This window comes from Escherichia sp. MOD1-EC5990, from assembly GCF_002965285.1.
Taxonomy (GTDB): domain Bacteria; phylum Pseudomonadota; class Gammaproteobacteria; order Enterobacterales; family Enterobacteriaceae; genus Escherichia; species Escherichia coli_F.
The window spans coordinates 65,837-89,564 of sequence record NZ_PTRV01000014.1 but is presented as its reverse complement, the minus strand read 5'-3'; the positions used below and the strand labels follow the sequence as shown (position 1 = coordinate 89,564).

Genomic DNA, 23,728 nt, shown 5'->3' with positions numbered 1-23,728 from the left:
GCGGGCATTATCGTCAAAACTTCTGTTTTTTCTCTTCCACCTTCACCCCTTGTGTTGGCAGGCCGGTGTCATAGTCGCGTACTACCGGCGAATAGCCATCCTGTGGGCGTGGACGGAACGCCCCCATCCAGCGCGGTTGCGCATCTTTACGCCACGGACGCAGACTCCATTGGTAACTGCGGAACGGATCGCGAATTTTGTCCATGTAATCCAGCAAGGCGTCATGCATTTTGCGGCGAACGTCGGTAAAACGGATATCATCGATCAGATTATGCATTTCATTTAGGTCATTACGGCGATCGTAAAGTTCATCACTGGTGAAGAGGTTGAGTACCAGTTTAAAGTCATCCGTCACCCAGCAACGCACCGGAATAAAACCGCCAAAGCTGTCATGCTCAATCTCGTAGCGGTTAAACTCCACCATTACGCCGCGTGGCTCTTTCACGGCAAGGATATTTTCCCCCGGCAGAATGTCTGGTTTTTCAATATCTGCCAGCGCCATCATTGTCGGCAGTAAGTCAATATGGCTGACTGGCGTATCGACCTGCCGCCGCTCCCCTTGCGGCGAACGGATGATCAGCGGAATACGGGTGATGTCGTCATACATCGCCGCTCCTTTACTGATCAGCTTATGTGCGCCCATCATTTCACCATGATCGGAGGTATAAATGACCCACGTATTTTCACGTTGCTCTGGCGTTAAGGCATTGATGACCCGTCCGATTTGGTCATCAACAAAGTCATTGCAGGCAAAATAGAGCGGATGGTGATAAAGCCCGTCATCACCGACTGGCGATGGCATCGCCTGCGCCCATAAGCGGTGATGTTCCGGTTTGTTCGCCAGGTCATCCTGTGATTTCTCGCCAAGTTCGTAGTAAAAATCAGCGTATTTCTCTAAATACTCCACCGGACAGGTGAACGGGTGATGCGGCTCATCATACGAAACCACCATCAGGAAGGGTTCCTCGGCGCGCGCGGGCTGTTGCAGAAAATCTACCGCCCGATTGCTGATGCGGTGCGCCCAGGTGAAGGTTTCGTCGATCTGGTTCGCCTGTAAATCCTCAACACTGTTTAGGCCATTGCGCCACAGGCTGATCTCTTTTTCCGTCAGTTCGCTAAGGTAGTTCGCCCCATCGAACCAGTAATCAGCGTCCCACTCCGGCGGGCACTCGCCAGTGCCGAAATAGTCATGACCGTCGAGATGCCATTTGCCAATGTAACAGGTGTGATAGCCCGCATCCTTAAAGTAGCGCCCCATCGTAGAGATGTTTTTGCCCGGCGCGACGTTATTGGTCCACGGGCCGGACTGGTTAGCGTAGATACCGGTAAACAGCCCGGCGCGCGCTGGTGTACAAACCGGTGAACAGGTATAGGCGGAATTAAAGCGAATACTTTCCGCCGCCAGACTATCAATATTTTGCGTATTCAGCGGCTTACCGCTATAGCAACCGACCATATTGGTGGCCTGGGTATCGGTCATGATGAACAAAAAATTGGGGCGTTTCATAGGCTATCCTTCGCGTCGGGAGTAAAGGTTACGGCTGGGTCGTGACGATGCCGCCAGCTGTCAAAAATCAGGTAGACAATCACTACGGCAGCGATGAAATAACTGAGTATCGCCAACCAGCGCGTACCGTAGCCGCCGAATTCAGCCAGCCCGGCATAGACGCCAATCATCGCGAACAAGATGCCAATTGACGCGATCTTGACGTTTTTCCACGGCTTCATGTCCACCGCAAACGCATCTTTGAAAGTGAACGGCGTGGCGCGTGGTTTGATAAAACCAATCACCAGCATCACTACCACGTTGATGCAGAACGTACAGGCCAGCACATAGAGGAAATGGAAGTCGAACTTCACCAGATAGTTGATGGTAATGTAGCTGATAATGCCAATCCCCATCGCCACTTTTGCCGCCAGTGCCGGAATGCGGGGGAAGAAAAAGCCCATAATGATGATGGTAACCAGCGGCACGTTGTAAATACCGTTGAGCTGTTTCATCCAGCTATACAGCCCCTGCGGCGCGTTGGCGATCCACGGCGCGACCAGCACCGAAACAATGGCGATAAAGAAACCAAATTTGCGCCCGACGGTAACCAGTTGCTGCGGCTCGGCATTTTGGTTAATGATGCGTCGGTAAATGCCCATACTGAATAACGTACTGGCGCTATTCAGAAAGCCGTTGAAAGTACTGATCACCGCACCAAATAACACCGCGCCGAAAAAACCTACCAGTGGCACTGGCAGAACGTTATTGACCAGCGTCGGATAAGCCATATCAGCTTTCGGTAAATCCTGATACAGATGAAACGCTATCAACCCTGGCAGCACCAATACCAGCGGGTCGAGCATTTTCAGCACCGCCGTTAACAGCGCCCCTTTTTGCCCTTCCGCCAAACTTTTTGACGCCAGCGTGCGTTGCACGATGCCCTGATTTGTACACCAGTAAAAGGTGTTCACCAGAATCAAACCGGTAAATGCCGCGCCAATCGGCAAGGGATCGGTCGGGCCGCCGACTGAGTTTAACTTCTCGGCGTGAACGGTGGTGAGTTGCTCAATGCCCTGCATAAAGCTGCCCTTGCCCATCGCGATCAGGCCAAATATCGGCACCATCAACCCGCCAATAACCAGCCCAATACCGTTGATGGAGTCCGCCACTGCCATTGCGCGCAGTCCGCCGATCACCGCATACAAAATTCCCGCCAGGCCAAGCAAAATAACCAGTAGCCAGATCGCTGCGCCGTGGGAAATTTGTAACGATTCCCCGACGTGAAACAGGCTGTTTAACGCCAACGCGCCGGAGTAGAGAACAATCGGCAGAAAGCAGACACCGGTGGCAATGAGGAAGCAGAAGTCGATGATAATACGCGTCGTTTTATCATAACGTTCCTCCAGGAAATCGGGGATGGTGGCAATGCCACGCTTCAGATAGCGCGGTAAAAAGATTAGCGCGAGGAAGATCAGCGTCACCGCAGAAGTGACTTCCCAGCCCATCACCGACATGCCGCTTTTGTAGGCCTGCCCGGAAAGTCCAACCAGTTGTTCCGTGGAAAGGTTGGTTAACATTAACGAAGCGGCAATAACCGGCGCTTTTAGTGAACGTCCGGCAAGAAAATAGCCTTGTTGCGATCCGGTATCTGTTTTGCGGACCTTCCACCAGGTGATGACCGCCACCAGCAGCGTAAAACCGACAAAACTCAAGATTTGTAACGAATTCATCTCATAGCCCTTATTTATGTTTATGTCCCGGACGCATGAATATAGGGAGAGGTAAAATGCGTCGGGTCAGGCAGTCAGATTCTTAAAATACAAACGTCGTATCCCTGAACGGATTGTTTTCTGTTAAGTTCAGGTTGTGAGCATAATTCGCCGGAGGGATATTAAAATGAATGGAAAATTGCAAAGTTCGGATGTAAAAAACGAAACTCCGTACAATATTCCCTTATTGATTAACGAAAATGTGATCTCCAGCGGAATTTCTCTGATCTCGCTCTGGCATACCTACGCCGACGAGCATTATCGGGTGATCTGGCCGCGGGACAAGAAGAAACCGCTTATCGCCAACTCATGGGTTGCGGTGTATACCGTACAAGGATGTGGGAAAATTATTTTAAAGAATGGTGAACAAATAACACTGCATGGCAACTGTATTATATTTTTAAAGCCAATGGATATTCACTCTTATCACTGTGAAGGTTTAGTCTGGGAACAGTACTGGATGGAATTTACCCCCACCAGTATGATGGATATTCCCGTCGGTCAGCAAAGCGTTATTTATAATGGCGAAGTTTATAATCAGGAACTCACCGAAGTTGCTGAATTAATTACTTCACCAGAAGCAATAAAAAATAATCTGGCAGTCGCTTTTCTGACGAAAATTATTTATCAGTGGATTTGTCTTATGTACGCAGACGGTAAAAAAGATCCACAACGGCGGCAAATTGAAAAACTAATTGCCACTTTACATGCCAGTCTGCAACAACGCTGGAGCGTAGCTGATATGGCTGCCACGATCCCCTGTAGCGAAGCCTGGTTGCGTCGTCTGTTTTTACGCTATACCGGCAAGACGCCGAAAGAATATTACCTCGATGCACGTCTGGATCTGGCGCTATCGCTATTAAAGCAACAAGGGAACTCGGTTGGCGAAGTCGCTGATACGCTCAACTTCTTCGACTCCTTTCATTTCAGCAAAGCCTTTAAACATAAATTTGGTTATGCGCCGTCAGCTGTGCTGAAGAATACGGACCAGCACCCAACGGATGCCAGTCCACACAATTAACGTAACTCTGGCCAGTACGCTTTGTTGGCCTCCAGCAACTCATCCAGAATAGCTTTGGCGACCGCGGCGCTCGGTACCGTTTTCGACAACGTAATCGCCTGCCACAGGTGCTGATATGAACGCAGTTCCCAGGCGTCCACGACCAGTTTTTCCACCGCCACTTGCTGACTCATTAACCCTTTCTGAAACTGCGGGATATCGCCGACCACCAGTGGTTCTGGTCCGTTGTGCCCGACCAGACACGGGATCTCGACCATCGCTTCATCATCAAAGTTATGAATTGCCCCGTTGTTAGGCACAATCAGCAACATCCGCTCCTGAGTGTTGAAGGCAATTGCCGCCGCCAGATCGACGATGTATGACGCATGTTCGTCAATTTCCAGCTTGCCCGCCGCTGAATTTCCTGCCGCCGTAATGGCGCGGCAAGCATCGAAAACCTGTTTCTCGCGATGTTCCATCACCTCATTCGCGCGGGTATGTTCAGGGTTGGAATGCTGAACGACATAATCCGGGAAGAGATAATATTTCAGATAGGTGTTCGGCAATGTATCCGGGTCCAGTGCCTGTACATCCCGCGCTTTTGCATAGGTGTCGTTCCAGCTCGCTTCGGTATGCGTATCTTGCTGCGGTGGAACATAACCGTGCTTTGAGACATATTGCCGCAGCTGGGGCATCAGGTCGTTGCCCTGCAAATCTTCAATTGATGTCCACCAGCCAAAGTGGTTCAGGCCGTAATAGCGCACGCGCATCTGTTTGCGATCTTGCAGCCCAACAATCTGCGCCATCCGACTTTCAATACCGATTGGCATGTCACAGATGTTGAGGATTTTCGCGTTCGGGCGCAGACGACGTGTGGCTTCTGCCACAATTGCTGCCGGGTTGGAGTAGTTGAGCATCCAGGCATTTGGTGAATATTTTTCCATATAATCCACCAGTTCCAGGACGCCACCGATAGATCGCATGCCGTACGCTATTCCGCCGGGTCCGCAAGTTTCCTGACCGACAACGCCGTGGCGCAGCGGTATTTTTTCATCCAGTTCGCGCATCGGATATTTGCCGACACGAATGTGCGCCATGACAAAATCAACGTCGCTGAACGCCACTTCAGGATCGGTGGTGTAGCTAAACTCAATGTCCGGCGCTTTCTCTTTAAGAATAACTTTACAGGCTTCGGCAATCACTTCCTGCCGTGCGCCATCGTTATCATAAAATTTCAGTGCGCGAAGCGGGAAACGATCCTGATTCGCCAATAACATCAACACGATGCCTGGCGTAAAGGTGCTTCCACCGCCTGCGACAACCACTGAGAATTTGGTCATTATACTGCCTCCGTAATGGCAACTTTTTCTGCTAATTGATGAGAATTAATTAAGCTATCGAGCTGTTCACGCAGCTGGGAAACATGCAAACCAATGATCACCTGAATGGCATCACCACTACGGAAGACGCCATGCGCTCCCAGCTTTTTAAAGACTTCGTCATCCAGCGTTTGTGACATGTCATGCAGTGCAATACGTAGACGCGTCGCGCAATTGTTGATACTGGAGATATTGCCCACCCCGCCCAGGGCTTGCAGGATGCCGGCAGCCTGCTCCAGCTCTTTTTTGGGCTCTGCAGCGGTAGTTTGGCCTCGCGAGGCTTTGTATTCGGCTTTCGAGTAGAGCTTCACCTCCGCATCTTCACGTCCCGGCGTGCACATGTTGAATTGCAGAATCAGGGTGCGGAAAACCACGAAGTACAGCAGGGTAAAGCACAACCCAATGGCGATTTGGGTCAGCATCATATCCGCATGGTTGCTGAACATCGGGATCCAGTTTTGCGGTAAAACCTGGTCTATCAGACCACCGCCCATGTTGCCCACCACACCAAAGAGATACATTACGGTCGACATTGAGGCCGCCAGCACGGCGTGTACCGCAAACAGCAACGGTGAAATGAACAGGAAGGTAAATTCCAGCGGTTCGGTAATTCCCACCAGCATGGCGGTTAAGGTGGCAGGGATCAGCAAGCCCGCCACTTTTACCCGATTTTCCGGTGCAGCAGTGAAGTACATCGCTAAAGAAATGCCCACGGCACCAAAGATTTTTGAGTTACCGTGCAGGGCAAAACCGCCTTCCGGGAACAACGATTTCAGCGGCTCGGCGCTCAGACTGAACTCTTGCAGATGCTGCGCCCAGTACATCTGAATGCCGCCCTCAACAGCTGCCGGACCAAAGATAAACGGTCCGTAGATGAAGTGGTGTAAACCGGTTGGGATCAGAATGCGTTCGAGGAAGGTGTAAACCCAGACCCCAAGCGCACCCGCCGAACGCAGGAACGCTTGCAGAGATTCAATCCCCATTTGTACTTTTGGCCAGCCGAGCAATGTCAGCCACGCGCATGGGATCATCACCAGGAAGGCGATAATCACCACATAAGATGTCCCCTGAAAAATGCCGAGAAAAACCGGCAGTTTTTTATCGAACAGACGGTTATGCAGCGCCGTCACAATGCCAGAAATGATAATCGCGCCGATAATGCTGGTATCGAGGGTTTTAATTCCGGCCATCATGGTCAGCCCGCTACCTGCCACTGCGTCCTGAGAGAAATCGACGCCGAAGTAGCTTCCCCAGGTCATTCCCATCGCATTGATGAAATAGTTCCAGGTCAGGAAACTCACCATCACCGCCAGACAAGCACGCCCCTGCGCTTGCTTAGCAAGGCCAATGGGTAAACCGACAGCAAAAATCAGCGGCATATTACGGAATACCGTCCAACCGCCCTCTTCAATGATGTGTACGATTTGCGCGAATAAACTGTTCGGATCGGTCAGTGATTCCCCGACAAACATCGGGTTTTGCAGCAAGATGGCAAGACCCACTACAATCCCGGCGAAGGGAAACAGCAGCACTGGCGTGAACATCGCGCCGCCAAAGCGTTGAATTTGACTGAGCATTTCCACATCCTCTTTTCTCAATTCTGTAAGTAGGAAGCCTGATTGGTTATGCGGCAGGCCTGGAGCGAGGATAGGAAGATGCTATCGGCAGAACATGACGACCCAGTGGGATTCGTGATCGCTTTCATGCTTTTCGTTGAGCGGTAGAGATCTACGTTTTCGCGAAAAAGTAGACATCTGTGAACACGGGTACACAGCATCGAACACATCACTAAAAAAAAGATGCTTTTTCAACGGATTAATCGAAATTTGTGGGCGCTTTACCCGGGCTTGCAGGCAAAAAAGAGATCTAGAGATGATCTACAAAAGCATTGCGGAGCGGTTAAGAATTCGACTTAACTCCGCGGATTTCACGCTAAACAGTCTTCTTCCCGGTGAAAAAAAGCTGGCGGAAGAATTTGCGGTATCACGGATGACCATCCGTAAAGCCATTGACCTGCTGGTGGCGTGGGGGTTGGTGGTCCGCCGCCACGGCAGCGGTACTTATCTGGTGCGCAAAGATGTACTGCATCAAACTGCCAGCCTGACCGGGCTGGTGGAGGTGTTAAAACGCCAGGGGAAAACGGTCACCAGCCAGGTGCTAATATTTGAAATCATGCCTGCGCCTCCGGCCATTGCCAGCCAATTACGGATTCAAATCAACGAGCAGATCTACTTCTCCCGTCGCGTTCGTTTTGTGGAAGGGAAACCGCTGATGCTGGAAGATAGCTATATGCCGGTAAAACTGTTCCGCAACCTTTCGCTGCAACATCTGGAAGGGTCGAAGTTTGAATATATTGAACAAGAGTGCGGGATTCTTATTGGCGGTAATTATGAAAGCCTGACGCCGGTGCTCGCCGATAGACTGCTGGCGCGGCAAATGAAGGTAGCGGAACACACACCACTGCTGCGGATCACCTCGTTGTCATATAGTGAGAGCGGTGAGTTTTTGAATTATTCAGTGATGTTCAGAAATGCCAGTGAATACCAGGTGGAGTACCATTTACGGCGACTCCACCCGGAAAAGAGTTAACCGATACTCCAAAAGAGCACCGCCAGTAATTGTGGGGTGATAATGCGCAGGAACATCACCAACGGATAGACAGTGGCATAAGAGAGTGCCGCCGCACCGCTGGTTGGATGAAGATTATTAGCAAATGCCAGCGCCGGAGGATCGGTCATGGAGCCAGCCAGCATTCCGCACATGGTCAGGTAATTCATTTTGGCTAACATCCGCGCCAGAATACCAACAGTAATCAGCGGAACGGCGGTGATCAGGGCACCATATCCAATCCAGCTTAGCCCTTCGCCATTGACCAGGGTATTGACAAAATCCCCACCAGATTTCAGCCCCACTACCGAGAGGAACAGTACGATCCCCAGCTCCCGCAGCGCGAGGTTGGCGCTTGGCGGCATAAACCAGTACAGCTTACCGATACTGCCGATACGCCCGAGGATCAACGCCATAATCAGCGGACCGCCCGCCAGTCCCAGTTTCAACGCCGCCGGGAATCCCGGCACAAAGACGGGAATAGAACCTAACAATACGCCAAGCCCGATACCAATAAACACCGGCAGCATCTGAACCTGTTGCAGTTTCTGCTGCGCATTCCCCAGCACATTAGCAACGGCATCAATTGCGGACGGACGCCCCACCAGGTTGAGAATATCGCCGAACTGCAGGCTGATATCGCCACTGGCGACCAGTTCGACCCCGGCACGGTTCAGGCGCGAGATAACAACGTCATAGCGTTCTTTAAAGTGCAGGTCGCGAATACGTTTTCCGAGCACGTTTTCATTGGTGACCACCACACGCTCGACGCGCAAATCAGTGCCTTTCGTAGACAGCGAGGTATCGACCTCCTGACCAATCACCAGTTGCGCATTATGTAAATCCGCTGGCTGCCCCACCAGATGCAGCAAATCGCCCAGTTGGATAATAGTATCTGGCGAAGGTACTTTTAGGGTTTCTTCTCGTTTCAGACGCGAACAGATAATTTTGTCCCCGTTGAGAATCGGTACATCTTTAATGGCTAAATCATGCAGGTTAGGGTTCTCAACGCGAATATTGATAGTCCTGATCAGCGCGCCGCCATTGGTGCGTGAAGACTCGTGCTGCTGGGCTTCTGTCTCGACATTGACGCGGAAAATAACCCGCAACATCCACATGGTGAACAAAATCCCGCAAATGCCGAATGGATACGCCATCGCGTAACTCATCCCCATCTGATCGACCATTTCCATTGGTGTACCCAGGTCGCGCAAGATCTGCTGCCCTGCCCCCAGTGCTGGCGTATTGGTTACCGCACCGGAGAAAATCCCCAGTACTACCGGCAGTGGAATATCAAACAGTTTATGCAGGATGGCGGTAACCAGACCACCGATGATGACGATCAGAACAGCAAACAGGTTGAGGCGTAATCCGGAGACGCGCAATGAGGCAAAGAAGCCCGGCCCCACCTGAATACCGATGGTATAAACGAACAGGATCAGGCCAAATTCCTGAATAACATGCAGCATATCGCTACTTAATGTCATCCCCGCCTGAGAAACAAAATGGCCGACGATGATCCCACCAAACAGCACGCCGCCAATACCTAATCCTATGCCGCGAAATTTGACGTTGCCGATAAACAAACCGACGACTGCCACCAAAGCCAGAATACTGACCGTTAATGCTATATCACTCATCGTCCATTTCTCTTGAGATAACATTTTAATTGCTACGGATTATGGCTGAATCGGTGAAGCAGATTTGCCTTATAGCGCACATTATCACGGGAAAGAACGTGCCGAAATATCTTAAACAGGCGAAAATTAACGCATTGTTGAAGAAGAAAGACAAAAAAAGCCCCACCAGAATGGTGGGGCAAAGAGAATAGCTAGTTAGCTATTTAACGCGGGACGTTCGCTGATAGCGATACGCTGCGCTGCGATGGGTTCAGGCTCATTACGAATTAAATCAATATGCAGTAAACCGTTTACGAAGGTTGCGCCAGAGACTTCCATATTTTCAGCCAGCGTAAAACTCAGGCTAAACGGCTGATTCATAAGCCCTTGATGCAGCCATTTCTTCTCTTCTTTTGGCTGCTCCGGCGTGCCTTTTACGCTCAGGCGCGTACCTTCCAGTTGAATCTCTAAATCTTCCTGACGAAAACCTGCCAGCGCAAGGGTAATGCGGTAGTGGTTATCGTCGCTTTTTTCAATGTTGTACGGCGGGAAGCTCTGGCTTTCACCGGCGTTTTGCAGTGCGTTGGCCAGTTTGTCAAAACCGATCCATTGACGCATCAGTGGGGATAAATCGAAGTTACGCATAGTCATTTCTCCTTCTAAGAAGCGAGTAAGTACCTGCAAATCCGAAGATTCGCATATGCTCCCTGACGGCGAGCATGGAGATGTCAGGCCGCGCCAGGCGGCCTTAGGGAATTAGTTGATTTCGATACGGCGCGGTTTTTTCGCTTCCGGAATCACGCGTTCGAGATCGATATACAGCAGACCATTCACCAGGTTAGCACCACGAACATGAATGTTCTCAGCTAACTGGAATTTACGTTCAAAGTTGCGTTCAGCGATGCCCTGGTACAGATAGGTGCGCTCTTTTTGTTCGTCGGCATGAGCACCTTTCACCACCAACAGATTATCCTGGGCGGTAATCTCCAGTTCGCTCTCAGCAAAACCAGCCACAGCGATAGCAATGCGGTAATGGTTTTCGTCTACCAGTTCAACGTTATACGGAGGGTAGCCGCCATTACTCTGGCTCTGGTTGTTTTCTAAGTGGTTAAACAAACGGTCAAATCCAATAGCAGAACGGTAAAGCGGGGATAAATCAAAGTTACGCATAATCAATAGCTCCTGAAATCAGCGAGAATGTAAGACCTTCCACAATGGACAGGTCAGGTAGCCAGAACACCCATCAGGCGCGTCCTCATCGGCTACGATGTAAAAATGGGTCTGGAAATGCACTTTTCAAGTCTTTTTAGCGGACTTTTTTTTGCAGTTTATGGTCTATTGCATAGACTGAGGGGGCAGCACGAAACGTTAAAGTGCGATAGCCGCCACAGTGCGACGTAATGATGATGTTATTTTCAGCAAGGGATCGCTATAACTCATCAGGCCAACACCCACGATCAACAGATGAATTTATTATGATAAGAAATGTGTTGTTAGCGTTCATGATATGCAGCGGAATGACATTACTCGGAGGATGCTCCAGCGTGATGTCCCATACCGGGGGAAAAGAAGGAACGTATCCCGGCACCCGCGCCAGCGCCACCATGATTGGCGACGATGAAACCAACTGGGGCACTAAGTCGCTGGCGATTCTCGATATGCCGTTTACCGCTGTGATGGACACGCTTTTACTGCCGTGGGATGTGTTCCGCAAAGACAGCTCGGTGCGCTCACGCGTTGAAAAAAGCGAAGCCAACGCGCAAGCCACCAATGCGGTTATTCCACCGGCCAGAATGCCTGATAACTGATTTAGCGATCAGTTTCGGTGATCCACAGCTGGCCACCTTCCATCCACGCCAGCCATTGACCATCCGGCGAGAAGACCACGGCGTCCGCAGAAGGGGGATTGGCGTGGTTTTCGGTTAAATACTCAACCTCGCCGCTTTGCGCATCGACGCAAGCAATTCGATTATCCAGCACAAAGCCCAGCCATTCCCCGGAAGGGTGCCAGTTAAATGCAGACTGAATATCCGTTTTGTTATGAGTTAACTGTCGCGGCTCGCCGCCCTGTGGTGAGATAAGCCACAGTTGCACAATGCCGTTATCATCACGCATTAAAAACGCGATTTGCGTCCCCTGCGGATTACAGCGCACCCAGTGGCGCGGAACGTTGACTAATCCCGGATAAGCCCGATGATGGGTAAAAGTTAAACGTCGCTGCACGACGCCACGCGGTGGCGCGGGCAGGGTTGTTTCCGTTCCACTTAACGGCGCATCACCTGCCGCTTTCCAGCCAGCTTCATCTTGCGGTAACTCAACGATAAACAGCTCCGGCACTTTCTCGCCCTTTGGCGAAAGTGTGTCGCCAATAAACGCCAGCGCGTGATTTCCTACCCATCCTTCTTCATAAGCACGATTGATTTCATTACTGCCAGGCTGCGGCGTGGGCGTTGTTTTACTCACCAGTACGCACCAGTGGCTACCGCTGTATTCACGCGGATGCTGCTTTTGTACGTTGACCGGGCCAAACGGTGCAGCAACACCGACATTTCGCAAATCCAGCGCCGGATCGCGTTCATGCATTACATGGTCGTTATAGGTAAAGCTCACCATTTCACCGTTCGGGCTAAAGACATGTACATGGCTGCCGCCACGCAGCGCTCCTGGCGTATACGGCGCGGTAATATCCATTGCATCGAGATTGCTCACCTTGCCGCTTTCAGCAATCACGCCGCGTCGATGATGGAAGTCGTAATGCCATGTTTCATCAGGATTTTCAGGGCCGTGAATAAAGACATATTTCTCTGACTTCGGATGAACGGTCACCACGCCGACGTGTGCGCCCTGTGACGCACGGTAGATAACCTCGACCTCACCGGTATGAATATTCACGCGCTCAATGGTCTCACCGGTAAACGACGCCCCAGAAGGACGCACGTCAAATACCAGCCACTGGCTGTCGGGCGTCCAGGTGTTGGTATTGGTGAGCAGGTGATTACGGGGAGCAAAGGTTATCTGTTTCATGGCGCGGTCCTGATACAAAACGGTTCCCGCCATCATACTTCACAAGGACTTCACTTTCAGACAATAGTCTTTTGCCATCGTAATGAATGTGAGTGAAAAGATGGAACATTTCGACGTGGCGATTATTGGCCTCGGCCCGGCAGGTTCGGCGTTGGCGCGAAAGTTAGCCAGCAAAATGCAGGTGATCGCGCTGGATAAAAAGCACCAGCATGGTACTGAAGGTTTCAGCAAGCCTTGTGGCGGTCTGCTGGCACCGGACGCGCAGCGTTCTTTTATTCGCGATGGACTGACGCTTCCTGTCGATGTGATCGCCAACCCGCAGATTTTCAGCGTCAAAACCGTCGACGTCGCCGCATCGCTTACACGTAACTACCAGCGAAGCTATATCAATATTAATCGCCATGCTTTCGACTTATGGATGAAATCGCTCATTCCCACCAGCGTTGAGGTTTACCACGACAGCCTGTGCCGGAAAATCTGGCATGAGGATGATAAATGGCATGTCATTTTTCGCGCAGACGGCTGGGAGCAACACATTACCGCCCGCTATCTGGTCGGTGCCGATGGTGCAAACTCGATGGTGCGGCGACATCTCTACCCGGATCATCAGATTCGTAAATATGTTGCTATCCAGCAGTGGTTCGCAGAGAAACATCCGGTGCCGTTCTACTCCTGCATCTTTGATAATGCGATAACTGACTGTTATTCATGGAGTATCAGCAAAGACGGTTATTTTATCTTTGGCGGTGCCTATCCAATGAAAGACGGCCAGGCGCGCTTCACGGCGCTAAAAGAGAAAATGAGCGCCTTTCAGTTTCAGTTTGGTAAGGCGGTAAAAAGCGAAAAATGCACGGTGCTGTTTCCCTCACGCTGGCAGGATTTTGTCTGCGGTAAGGACAACGCCTTTCTGATTGGTGAAGCGGCGGGATTTATCAGCGCCAGCTCGCTGGAGGGGATTAGCTATGCGCTGGATAGTGCAGAGATTCTGCGTTCGGTGTTACTGAAGCAGCCGGAGAAGAGCAACGCCGCTTACTGGCGCGCCACCCGCAAACTGCGTTTAAAACTCTTCGGCAAAATAGTAAAAAGCCGATGCCTGACCGCACCGGCTTTAAGAAAATGGATTATGCGCAGTGGTGTGGCGCATATTCCACAGTTTAAAGATTATCCAACGCGCTTCACATCGCCCACCAGCAGGATGTAAGAGAGCGCGCCAATCAACGCGACGGCGGAGATATAAACCAGTGCAGGCGCGAAACCGTAACCCTGCGCCAGGTACCCCACCACCAGCGGAACGGTGATGCCGCCCAGACCACCGGCGAAGTTAAACACGCCACCGGTTAAACCAATCAGCCGCATCGGTGCCAGAGAAGAGACTAACGACCAGGTAATCGAAGCAAAACCGTTGCCGAAGAATGCCAGCGCCATCAGGCACATAATCATCATCGGATCGTTGGTGTAGTTAGCACCCATAATGCAGGTGGAGATCAGCAAACCGCAGATAATCGGCGTTTTACGCGCAAAGCCCAGTGAAAAGCCCTTACGTACCAGCAGATCCGCGACCCAGCCTGAGAGCAGGACGCCAACAAACGCCGCAAGGAATGGCACCGTGGTCATAAAGCCCGCTTTCAGCGCTGTGATTCCTTTTTCCTGGGTTAAATAGTTCGGGAACCAGGTTAAGAAGAACCACAGTGTAGAAGCCACCGCAAATTGCCCAAGATAGACGCCGATCAGTTTACGATGGAACACCAGTTTCCAGTCTTTGGCGGTTAGCGGCTGACGCGCCTCTTTTTTCACTGGCGCATCGCCATCCACCAGACCGCCGCCGTCACGAATGTAATCCAGTTCAGCTTTGCTAATGCCTTTGGTCAGGCGCGGCGGCTGATAAACCTTAAACCAAATCAGCGACCAGATAATGCCGATACCGCCGGTGACAATGAACACCCAGTGCCAGCTCAACATTTCCTGAATCCAGATCAGCAGCGGAGTCAGAAACGCCAGACCGACAAACTGACCAGACGTATAAAAACCCACGGCAGAAGCGCGTTCATGTTCCGGGAACCAGCTGGTCACCATCCGGTTATTGGTCGGGAACGCGGGCGCTTCGAAAATACCGGTTATCGCACGCAGACCAATTAATGACATTAAGCCCGTGGCAAAGCCCTGGAATAACGTCGCCACTGACCAGCCAAATATCGCAATAAAATAAGTCACGCGAGAACCTACGCGATCTAAAAACCAACCGCCGGGGATCTGACATAAGGTATAAAGCCAGGCGAAGGCCGAAAATACATAGCCCATTTGCGCTTTGGTAATGCCGAACTCTTCCTGAATATGGGCGGAAGCCACGGCCAGGTTAGCGCGGTCAACATAACAAATGACCACCGTAATAAAGATCATCACCAGCGTCAGATAACGCCGACGCCCCGGTTTTGCTGCATTAACGGGAATATCCATAGCGAGCTTTCTCCAGATTTTGGGCATAGCGAAGCCGCTCACCATGCCCTGTAATGTACAGAGGGTTATATTTTTGTATTGCTGTTTTAGTGCCCGATGAGGGGCTTACGTGGCAGGAATTACCACTCTGCTACGCTGTTATCTTCATGACGCCAGAGCGGATTACGCCAGTCCGGGGCATTTTTACTGAACTCAATGACTTTGGTTTCGTCGATTTCCACGCCTAAGCCCGGTTTCGTTAATGGTTTAAAGAAGCCGCCGACCATGCTGAAGTCTTCTTTATTTTTCACAAAGTCGAGTAACTCCGCGCCTTTGTTGTAATGAATGCCCATACTTTGTTCCTGAAGTACCGCGTTATAGGAAACAAAGTCGATATGCAGGCAAGCCGCCAGTGCAATCGGGCCGAGCGGACAGTGCGGCGCAAGGGTCACGTCATAGGCTTCCGCCATTCCGGCAATTTTGTAGCATTCGGTAATACCGCCTGCGTGGGAGAGATCCGGTTGCAGAATCGAAATACCGCCAGCTTCCAGCACGCGTTTAAAATCGAAGCGTGAGAACATGCGCTCACCCGCCGCCAGTGGAATATGCGTTTGTGCCGCCAGTTTCGGGTAGTATTCGGCTTGTTCCGCCAGCACCGGTTCTTCAATAAACAGAGGGCGATACGGTTCCAGTTCTTTAATCAGCACTTTCGCCATCGGCGCGCTGACGCGACCGTGGAAATCAAGACCAAACTCAATCTGATTGCCAAAAGCTTCACGAATTTGTGCCACGGTGTTGACCGCCGCATCTACCGCGCGGGAGTTATCAATCAATCCCAGCTCTTCACAACCGTTCAGTTTGAAGGTATCGAAGCCGATTTCGCGTAGCGTTTTAATGCCGTCGATAACATCCGCCGGACGATCGCCGCCGACCCAACTGTAGGCTTTAATTTTGTCGCGAACCAGGCCACCCATCAGTTGCCAGACCGGCGCATTCAGCACTTTACCTTTGATATCCCATAACGCCTGGTCGATCCCGGCGATGGCGCTCATCAGAATCGGACCGCCACGATAAAATCCGGCGCGATACATCACTTGCCATAAGTCATTGATGCGCGATGGATCCTGACCAATCAAATAGTCACCCAGCTCGTGAACTGCCGCTTCCACCGTGCGGGCGCGGCCTTCGATCACGGGCTCGCCCCAACCGACCACGCCTTCATCAGTTTCAATTTTCAGGAACATCCAGCGGGGAGGTAAACGATACGTAGTAATGTTGGTGATTTTCATTGCACTGCCTCTCGATACGCCTTAACAAATGCTGCTGCCTGCTGCGCGGTGCGTTCTACGGACTGCCCGGCGCGATAGAGATCGCTGCCTAAGCCCGCCCCTGCACAACCTGCGTCTATCCACTGCGCCAGGTTTTCTGGCGTCACACCGCCTACGGCAAAGACCGGGATGTCCTGCGGTAATACCGCTTTTAACGCTTTGATGTATTGCGGCCCAAAAGCCGATGACGGGAATATTTTCAGCGCCTGAGCGCCCGCGTCGATCGCGGTAAAGGCTTCTGTCGCCGTCGCGCAGCCGGGGCAAACGGTCATGCCATAGCCCACCGCGCGGCGGATCACTTCACTATGGATATTGGGCGTAACGATGAGCTGACAGCCCATCCTGGCGAGCGCATCGACCTGTTCAGGTTTCAGTACCGTACCTGCGCCAATCAACGCTTTGTCGCCATACGCATCAACGATGGCGGGAATGCTTTGTTCCCATAGTGGAGAGTTCAGCGGGATTTCTATCGCGTCGAACCCAGCGTCAATCACCGCGCCAACATGCGCCAGCGCCTCGTCGGGCGTAATGCCGCGCAAAATGGCGATCAGCGGGAGTTTAGTTTGCCACTGCATGAGCGATGCTCCTTATACCAGCCTGAAATGCCGTGTCGCCCGCCACCGCCGTCACGTCGCAACCCATCGCCTGAAAGGCTTGCTGGTAGCGTGCAGTCAGCGATGTTCCGGCGACAAGGGTGATGACGTGTTGATGGGCCACGTAGTCGCGCATACTGGCGACCTCTGCGCCAATCAACAATCCAGAGAGAAATTCGCTGACCTGTTCACGGGGAAGTGTTCCCAGCACATGCGAAGCACGAACTTCAAAAAGCTGCGGCAATATTGCGGGCGCATTAAGGCCGCGCTCAAGGCCAGCCGCGAAGGCATCGGCAGAGTTTTCCTGCTGCGGTAAACCTGCGCCAATCAATGAGTGATTTAACAGTAAATGATGTAACTCACCGGTCATTACGGTGCGAAAATCGTTGATTTGCTGGCTATCGGCCTGCACCCATTTGCAATGCGTACCGGGCATGACATAAAGAGAGGAAGGAGCCAGAGCACGCGCACCGATCAATTGTGTTTCTTCGCCGCGCATCACATTGTGGTTATCATCATGAGAAACGCATAATCCGGGAATAATCCAGATATTGTCGCCAACAGACGTTAATTGTTCGCCAATAGATGAAAAACGGGCAGGAACAGATAAATACGGTGCAACTTTCCAGCCGACATTGCTGCCGACCATTCCTGCCATCACCACTGGCGTATTCTCTTCACGCCAGTCGGTCGTCACTTCCGCTAGCACCGCAGCCGGAGATTTTCCGTTCAGACGCGTGACGCCTGCTTCTGATTGCCTGCTGTCCAGGCAGTGGTCGCCCTGATAAAGCCAGGCGCGCAGATTGGTCGATCCCCAGTCAATTGCGATGTAGCGAGCTGTCATGTGATTTCCTTTAACCTTCGTGTCGAGCTGGCGATCATGGTAAGCGCCGCCTGCTCTGCCGCATCGCCGTCCTGATGCCGTATCGCATCAAACAGCGCCTTATGTTCCTGGAGCGTTTGCGGCATGTTGGCCTCATCGCCCATCCAGGTTCGTTCAAAAACCGCCCGCTGTAATGAACTAATCGCAATGCTAAGTTGCTGTAACACCGGGTTATGCACTGATTGCAGTACCGCCTCGTGATAGCGAATATCCGCTTCGTTAAACGCTTCGCGGTCCTGATTGTTGGCGATCATCTCGTTCAGCGCTGATTCAATCTGCGCCAGATCGCTGGAAGTCGCGCGCTCTGCCGCCCAACGGGCAATCGCCGGTTCCACCAGATTTCGCACTTCGCTCATTGCACTGATAAGCCGTGGGTCGTAGTCGTTTTCCAGCACCCATTGCAGTACGTCAGTGTCGAGGTAATTCCACTGGTTACGCGGTGCCACAAACGCCCCGCGATAACGTTTCATTTCAATCAGCCGCTTCGCCATCAGCGAACGAAACACCTCACGGATGATGTTGCGCGAGGTTGCAAACTCCTCACAAAGTTCCGCCTCGGCCGGAAGCGGCGAGCCTGGCACGTATTTGCCGTGAACGATCTGTTTGCCCAGCGTAATGACGATGCGATCGGTTTTATTGAGAGTCATGGAGAGTCCTTGTGCTCTGTATGTACTTCTCTACTTTACCCCGATCGATGCATAACGCGGCAATTTTGTAGTACCAGCGTGATGACGTTCGCGTTTGCTGTATGCGTAATGTAGTACAAAGTTATATTGTTGTACTACAATTTAGATCACAAAAAGAACAATGCATAAAAAAATGACATGCGTCGGGCAGAAATCTGAAAAGGGATATCAGGCGCTAAACAGGAGGGAAAGAAGAGTATGCTTTCAACGGCTTAGCTACTCGTTTAAAGGATTAGTCATGAAGTTGAATTTTAAGGGATTTTTTAAGGCTGCCGGTTTGTGTTCTTTGGCATTTGCGTTGACCGGTTGTCTCACTTGGGGGTTGGTTTCCAATACCGCAAGTCCTCCACATGCCGAGCAATGGCGGTCAGACTCGATTAAGGGGTTATCGCTGGCAGAGGATAGTAACGGTACGAAAGGCTATGTTTTTGTTGGTGAATCGTTGGACTATCTGTTGACCACGGGCGGCGGCGAGGTGGTTAAAATGCTGAACGATCCGGCAATTCATGGCGAAAGAATCACCGTTTCCGATAACGCGAAATTTATTTTAAGCAGCAGTGATACTAATTTTTCTGGTTCAATAACGCTCTATTACGACTGGGATAATGAGGAAGATAAAGCACTGGCGACACAATATGGTTTTATTTGTAATACCCAGCGTTGTACCTGGGCACTTGACGGCCTGAAAGGCTCTATCCACCTGAAAAATAAAAAAGCGGATTACTCAAACGTGATGGTTTTCCATCAACCCTTTACGGTGGGATTTTATAAGTACAAAGCAACTGATGGCGTTCCGCGCGGCCTCGCTAATGCGCTGCTACCAGTCACTCTTACGCTGGATATAGTAACATCACCACTCCAGTTCCTGATTTTATGCACGACCAGAAATTGTTAATCGCTGCGGGCAAACGCATTTATGCAGTTTGCCCGCCCACTGATTAATTCAGCACATACTTCTCAATAGCAAACGCCACGCCATCTTCCAGGTTGGATTTGGTGACAAAGTTCGCCACTTCTTTCACCGAAGGAATAGCGTTATCCATTGCCACACCAACACCTGCATATTCAATCATTGCGATGTCGTTTTCCTGATCGCCAATCGCCATGATTTCTTCCGGCTTAATGCCCAGCACATCGGCCAGTGATTTCACACCTGTACCTTTGTTAACGCGTTTATCGAGGATTTCGAGGAAGTACGGCGCACTTTTCAGCACAGTGTATTTTTCTTTCACTTCCTGCGGAATACGCGCGATAGCCTGGTCGAGGATGGCGGGTTCATCAATCATCATCACTTTCAGGAACTGAGTATTGGGGTCCATTTTCTCCGCTTCGCAGAACACCAGCGGAATAGTGGCAACGAAAGATTCATGCACCGTGTAGTAGCTGATATCACGGTTGGCGGTGTACAGCGTGGTGCGGTCCAGGGCGTGGAAATGAGAACCGACTTCGCGAGAGAGTTTTTCCAGGAAACGGTAGTCTTCATAGCTCAGAGCGGTTTGCGCCACGGTGCTACCATCGGCGGCCTTCTGTACCAGCGCGCCGTTATAAGTAATGCAGTAATCGCCCGGCTGTTCCATATGCAGCTCTTTCAGGTAGTTGTGAACACCTGCATAAGGGCGACCCGTCGTTAGCACGACATTCACGCCACGGGCGCGAGCTGCGGCAATCGCGTTTTTAACAGCGGGTGAAATGGTGTGATCGGGCAGCAGAAGGGTGCCATCCATATCGATAGCAATGAGTTTGATAGCCATGAGTTCCCCAGGTAGATTGGTTCCTGACCCATGCTAACGCGATTCCGCTCAAAAATCAGTACAACACCCGAGGGAAAAGGGGGATGCAACGCGCGTTGCATGCTCCCCTTTTGCTTAGCGGAAGAGTTTCCCTTTCAGCAGTTCCATGCCTGCGGAAAGCAGATCGTTATTGGTTTGCGAAGACACTTCACCCTGCGGTGAGAGAGCATCAATAATCTTTGGCAGTTGCTCTGCCAGCAAGCTGGAAGCCGTACTGGCATCTACACCCAGTTTTTGCCCGAGATCGGACACCGCATTTGTGCCGAGCGCCGACTCCAGTTGCTCGCCGCTCACCGGCTGATTGCCCTGTTGATTACTCAACCAGGTTGAGAGAATGGCACCTAAGCCGCCACTTTGCAGTTTTTCCAACAGCACCTGAATGCCACCCTGCTCCTCAACCCAACTCAAAATAGCCTGATATTTCCCCGCATCGCCTTTCAGAAAGGCGCCGACAACTTCATCAAAAAGCCCCATGATAATCACCTGTAAAGCGTTACGTGTTGACTCAAAAAGTATAGATCTGCGGGATGATAATCGCGGATTGCAGAAATAAAAAGGGCGGAGATGATCTCCGCCCTTTTCTTATAGCTTCTTGCCGAATGCGGCGTTAACGTCTGATCCGGCCTACAAAATCATGCAAATTCAAAATATTGCGGGAGTCTCGTAGGCCTGATAAGCGTAGCGCATCATGCACGCTCGCATTGTTAACGCCATTAAATATCGATATTCGCCGCTTTCAGGGCATTCTCTTCGATAAACGCACGACGCGGTTCAACGGCGTCGCCCATCAGCGTGGTGAACAACTGATCGGCAGCAATCGCATCTTTAACGGTAACGCGCAGCATACGACGGCTTTCCGGGTCCATGGTGGTTTCCCACAGCTGTTCCGGGTTCATCTCACCCAGACCTTTATAACGCTGGATGGAGAGGCCGCGACGGGACTCTTTCACCAGCCAGTCCAGCGCCTGCTCGAAGCTGGCTACCGGCTGACGACGCTCGCCACGTTCGATAAACGCATCTTCTTCCAGAAGGCCACGCAGTTTCTCACCCAGCGTGCAGATACGACGATATTCGCCACCGGTGATAAACTCGTGATCCAGCGGATAGTCAGTATCCACACCGTGGGTACGCACGCGAACAATCGGTTCAAACAGGTTTTGATCAGCATTGGTGTGGACATCAAACTTCCACTGGCTGCCGTGCTGTTCTTTGTCGTTCAGTTCGCTGACCAGGGCGTTCACCCAACGGGTAACGGTCTGCTCATCAGAGAGGTCGGCTTCCGTCAGCGTCGGCTGATAGATAAGCTCTTTCAGCATTGCTTTCGGATAACGACGCTCCATGCGGTTGATCATTTTCTGCGTCGCGTTGTACTCAGACACCAGTTTCTCTAACGCTTCGCCAGCCAATGCCGGTGCACTGGCGTTGGTGTGCAGCGTTGCACCATCCAGCGCGATAGAGATCTGGTATTGATCCATCGCTTCGTCGTCTTTAATGTACTGTTCCTGCTTGCCTTTCTTCACTTTGTACAGCGGCGGCTGAGCGATGTAGACGTGACCGCGTTCAACGATTTCCGGCATCTGACGATAGAAGAAGGTCAACAGCAGCGTACGAATGTGCGAGCCGTCGACGTCCGCATCGGTCATGATGATGATGCTGTGGTAACGCAGTTTGTCCGGGTTGTACTCGTCACGACCGATACCACAACCAAGCGCGGTGATCAGCGTCGCCACTTCCTGGGAAGAGAGCATCTTATCGAAGCGCGCTTTCTCGACGTTGAGGATTTTACCCTTCAGCGGCAGAATCGCCTGGTTCTTGCGGTTACGCCCCTGCTTCGCAGAGCCGCCCGCGGAGTCCCCTTCCACAAGGTACAGTTCAGAGAGCGCCGGGTCGCGTTCCTGACAGTCCGCCAGTTTGCCCGGCAGGCCCGCTAAATCCAGCGCACCTTTACGACGGGTCATTTCACGAGCGCGACGCGCAGCTTCACGGGCACGAGCAGCATCGATAATTTTGCCGACTACGATTTTCGCGTCGGTTGGGTTTTCCAGCAGGTATTCTGCCAGCAGTTCGTTCATCTGCTGTTCAACCGCCGATTTCACCTCAGAAGAAACCAGTTTGTCTTTGGTCTGAGAGGAGAATTTCGGGTCCGGCACTTTTACGGAAACGACGGCAATCAGGCCTTCACGCGCATCGTCACCGGTGGCGCTGACTTTGGCTTTTTTGCTGTAGCCTTCTTTATCCATGTAGGCGTTCAGAGTACGGGTCATCGCCGCACGGAAGCCTGCCAGGTGAGTACCGCCATCACGCTGCGGAATGTTGTTGGTAAAGCAGTAGATGTTTTCCTGGAAGCCATCATTCCACTGCAATGCAACTTCAACGCCGATACCGTCTTTTTCGGTGGAGAAGTAGAAGATATTCGGGTGGATCGGCGTTTTGTTTTTGTTCAGATATTCAACGAACGCCTTGATACCGCCTTCATAGTGGAAGTGGTCTTCTTTGCCGTCGCGCTTGTCGCGCAGACGAATGGAAACGCCAGAGTTGAGGAACGACAACTCACGCAGGCGTTTCGCCAGAATGTCATATTCGAATTCGGTCACATTGGTGAAGGTTTCAAGGCTTGGCCAGAAACGCACCATGGTGCCGGTTTTTTCAGTCTCGCCGGTAACCGCCAGCGGAGCCTGCGGTACACCGTGTTCGTAGATCTGACGGTGAATTTTACCCTCGCGCTGGATAACCAGCTCCAGTTTTTGCGACAGGGCGTTTACTACCGAAACACCAACGCCGTGCAGACCGCCGGACACTTTATAGGAATTATCGTCAAATTTACCGCCTGCGTGCAGGACGGTCATGATCACTTCCGCCGCCGATACGCCCTCTTCCGGGTGAATACCGGTCGGAATGCCGCGCCCGTCATCCTGTACAGAGACAGAGTTATCGGCGTGAATGGTGACGATAATTTCTTTACAGTGACCCGCGAGCGCTTCGTCGATAGCGTTATCTACCACCTCGAATACCATGTGGTGCAGACCGGTGCCGTCATCCGTGTCGCCGATATACATACCCGGGCGCTTACGCACCGCATCCAGCCCTTTCAGGACTTTGATACTGGAGGAGTCATAAGAATTCGACAT

21 protein-coding genes and 1 other annotated feature are annotated in these 23,728 nt (G+C 51.7%); of the genes, 5 read left to right on the top strand and 16 right to left on the bottom strand.

The annotated features are described in order from the left end of the window. Positions 1–13: 13 nt before the first annotated feature. Positions 14–1,507, bottom strand: coding sequence for a sulfatase-like hydrolase/transferase (locus tag BEB42_RS16895; protein WP_074501099.1), 1,494 nt, complete (start codon positions 1,505–1,507; stop codon positions 14–16). Then, on the bottom strand, positions 1,504–3,219 hold the full coding sequence (locus BEB42_RS16890; protein WP_001087133.1) for a solute:sodium symporter family transporter: 1,716 nt from the start codon (positions 3,217–3,219) through the stop codon (positions 1,504–1,506). The genes BEB42_RS16895 and BEB42_RS16890 overlap by 4 nt, the downstream gene beginning before the upstream one ends. A gap of 166 nt (positions 3,220–3,385) precedes the next feature. Between BEB42_RS16890 and BEB42_RS16885 the strand changes: the two genes are divergently transcribed. After that, entirely contained in the window at positions 3,386–4,279 is an 894-nt protein-coding gene (locus BEB42_RS16885; RefSeq protein ID WP_001353557.1) for a helix-turn-helix transcriptional regulator, read from the top strand. Here the strand turns inward: BEB42_RS16885 and BEB42_RS16880 are convergent. Beyond that, positions 4,276–5,598, bottom strand: coding sequence for a 6-phospho-alpha-glucosidase (locus BEB42_RS16880; RefSeq protein ID WP_000160118.1), 1,323 nt, complete (start codon positions 5,596–5,598; stop codon positions 4,276–4,278). The genes BEB42_RS16885 and BEB42_RS16880 overlap by 4 nt on opposite strands. Then, positions 5,598–7,214, bottom strand: coding sequence for a PTS sugar transporter subunit IIB (locus BEB42_RS16875; protein WP_000951108.1), 1,617 nt, complete (start codon positions 7,212–7,214; stop codon positions 5,598–5,600). Before BEB42_RS16875 ends, BEB42_RS16880 begins: the two co-directional genes overlap by 1 nt. Before the next feature lie 295 nt (positions 7,215–7,509). Here BEB42_RS16875 and BEB42_RS16870 point away from each other — a divergent pair, with 295 nt between their 5' ends. After that, positions 7,510–8,226, top strand: a complete 717-nt coding sequence (locus BEB42_RS16870; protein ID WP_001300779.1) for a GntR family transcriptional regulator — start codon at positions 7,510–7,512, stop codon at positions 8,224–8,226. On the opposite strand, the gene BEB42_RS16865 is transcribed toward BEB42_RS16870, so the two are convergent. The 3 genes from BEB42_RS16865 to ibpA form a co-directional block, all read right to left on the bottom strand. After that, on the bottom strand, positions 8,223–9,884 hold the full coding sequence (locus tag BEB42_RS16865) for a putative transporter (protein WP_001279763.1): 1,662 nt from the start codon (positions 9,882–9,884) through the stop codon (positions 8,223–8,225). The two genes, BEB42_RS16870 and BEB42_RS16865, sit on opposite strands and share 4 nt — an antisense overlap. A gap of 195 nt (positions 9,885–10,079) precedes the next feature. Then, the gene (ibpB, locus tag BEB42_RS16860; RefSeq protein WP_001243431.1) at positions 10,080–10,508 is read right to left on the bottom strand and encodes a small heat shock chaperone IbpB; all 429 of its coding nucleotides are present in this window, start codon (positions 10,506–10,508) and stop codon (positions 10,080–10,082) included. 111 nt (positions 10,509–10,619) lie between these two features. Beyond that, entirely contained in the window at positions 10,620–11,033 is a 414-nt protein-coding gene (gene ibpA / locus BEB42_RS16855) for a small heat shock chaperone IbpA (protein WP_001243437.1), read from the bottom strand. Further along, positions 11,027–11,099, bottom strand: a sequence feature (ROSE (Repression Of Heat Shock gene Expression) occurs in the 5'-region of heat shock genes and acts as an RNA thermometer to modulate expression.). Its footprint overlaps the gene before it by 7 nt. A 239-nt stretch (positions 11,100–11,338) precedes the next feature. Between ibpA and BEB42_RS16850 the strand changes: the two genes are divergently transcribed. Continuing rightward, a complete protein-coding gene (locus tag BEB42_RS16850) occupies positions 11,339–11,671 on the top strand; it encodes a YceK/YidQ family lipoprotein (protein ID WP_000620888.1) in 333 nt (110 codons plus the stop codon). A gap of 1 nt (position 11,672) precedes the next feature. Here BEB42_RS16850 and BEB42_RS16845 read toward each other — a convergent pair whose 3' ends face one another. After that, complete coding sequence (locus BEB42_RS16845) at positions 11,673–12,887, bottom strand: DUF3748 domain-containing protein (protein WP_010360001.1); 1,215 nt, start codon at positions 12,885–12,887, stop codon at positions 11,673–11,675. Positions 12,888–12,987: 100 nt separating this feature from the next. Here BEB42_RS16845 and cbrA point away from each other — a divergent pair, with 100 nt between their 5' ends. After that, the gene (gene cbrA, locus BEB42_RS16840) at positions 12,988–14,088 is read left to right on the top strand and encodes a colicin M resistance lipid reductase CbrA (RefSeq protein ID WP_001353556.1); all 1,101 of its coding nucleotides are present in this window, start codon (positions 12,988–12,990) and stop codon (positions 14,086–14,088) included. Here the strand turns inward: cbrA and BEB42_RS16835 are convergent. From BEB42_RS16835 to dgoR, 5 genes are all read right to left on the bottom strand, one after another. After that, complete coding sequence (locus BEB42_RS16835) at positions 14,049–15,386, bottom strand: MFS transporter (RefSeq protein ID WP_000253471.1); 1,338 nt, start codon at positions 15,384–15,386, stop codon at positions 14,049–14,051. The genes cbrA and BEB42_RS16835 overlap by 40 nt on opposite strands. A gap of 74 nt (positions 15,387–15,460) precedes the next feature. Beyond that, positions 15,461–16,609: a galactonate dehydratase gene (gene dgoD / locus BEB42_RS16830; RefSeq protein WP_000705258.1), complete on the bottom strand. Its 1,149-nt coding sequence runs from the start codon at positions 16,607–16,609 to the stop codon at positions 15,461–15,463. Next, complete coding sequence (gene dgoA, locus BEB42_RS16825; RefSeq protein ID WP_001198702.1) at positions 16,606–17,223, bottom strand: 2-dehydro-3-deoxy-6-phosphogalactonate aldolase; 618 nt, start codon at positions 17,221–17,223, stop codon at positions 16,606–16,608. Before dgoA ends, dgoD begins: the two co-directional genes overlap by 4 nt. Next, positions 17,207–18,085 (bottom strand): 2-dehydro-3-deoxygalactonokinase, encoded by an 879-nt coding sequence (gene dgoK / locus BEB42_RS16820; RefSeq protein WP_000127068.1) that lies wholly within the window; start codon positions 18,083–18,085, stop codon positions 17,207–17,209. The genes dgoA and dgoK overlap by 17 nt, the downstream gene beginning before the upstream one ends. After that, a complete protein-coding gene (gene dgoR, locus BEB42_RS16815; RefSeq protein WP_000174305.1) occupies positions 18,082–18,771 on the bottom strand; it encodes a D-galactonate utilization transcriptional regulator DgoR in 690 nt (229 codons plus the stop codon). The genes dgoK and dgoR overlap by 4 nt, the downstream gene beginning before the upstream one ends. Positions 18,772–19,048: 277 nt before the next feature. On the opposite strand from dgoR, the gene BEB42_RS16810 reads away from it, so the two are divergent. Then, a complete protein-coding gene (locus BEB42_RS16810; RefSeq protein ID WP_000772930.1) occupies positions 19,049–19,705 on the top strand; it encodes a hypothetical protein in 657 nt (218 codons plus the stop codon). 43 nt (positions 19,706–19,748) lie between these two features. On the opposite strand, the gene yidA is transcribed toward BEB42_RS16810, so the two are convergent. From yidA to gyrB, 3 genes are all read right to left on the bottom strand, one after another. Beyond that, positions 19,749–20,561 carry a sugar-phosphatase gene (gene yidA, locus BEB42_RS16805; RefSeq protein ID WP_000985559.1) on the bottom strand — a complete coding sequence of 271 codons (813 nt, stop codon included), beginning with the start codon at positions 20,559–20,561 and terminating at the stop codon, positions 19,749–19,751. Between the two features lie 114 nt (positions 20,562–20,675). After that, on the bottom strand, positions 20,676–21,074 hold the full coding sequence (locus BEB42_RS16800) for a YidB family protein (RefSeq protein ID WP_001353555.1): 399 nt from the start codon (positions 21,072–21,074) through the stop codon (positions 20,676–20,678). Between the two features lie 239 nt (positions 21,075–21,313). Next, positions 21,314–23,728: a DNA topoisomerase (ATP-hydrolyzing) subunit B gene (gyrB, locus tag BEB42_RS16795; protein WP_001353554.1), complete on the bottom strand. Its 2,415-nt coding sequence runs from the start codon at positions 23,726–23,728 to the stop codon at positions 21,314–21,316.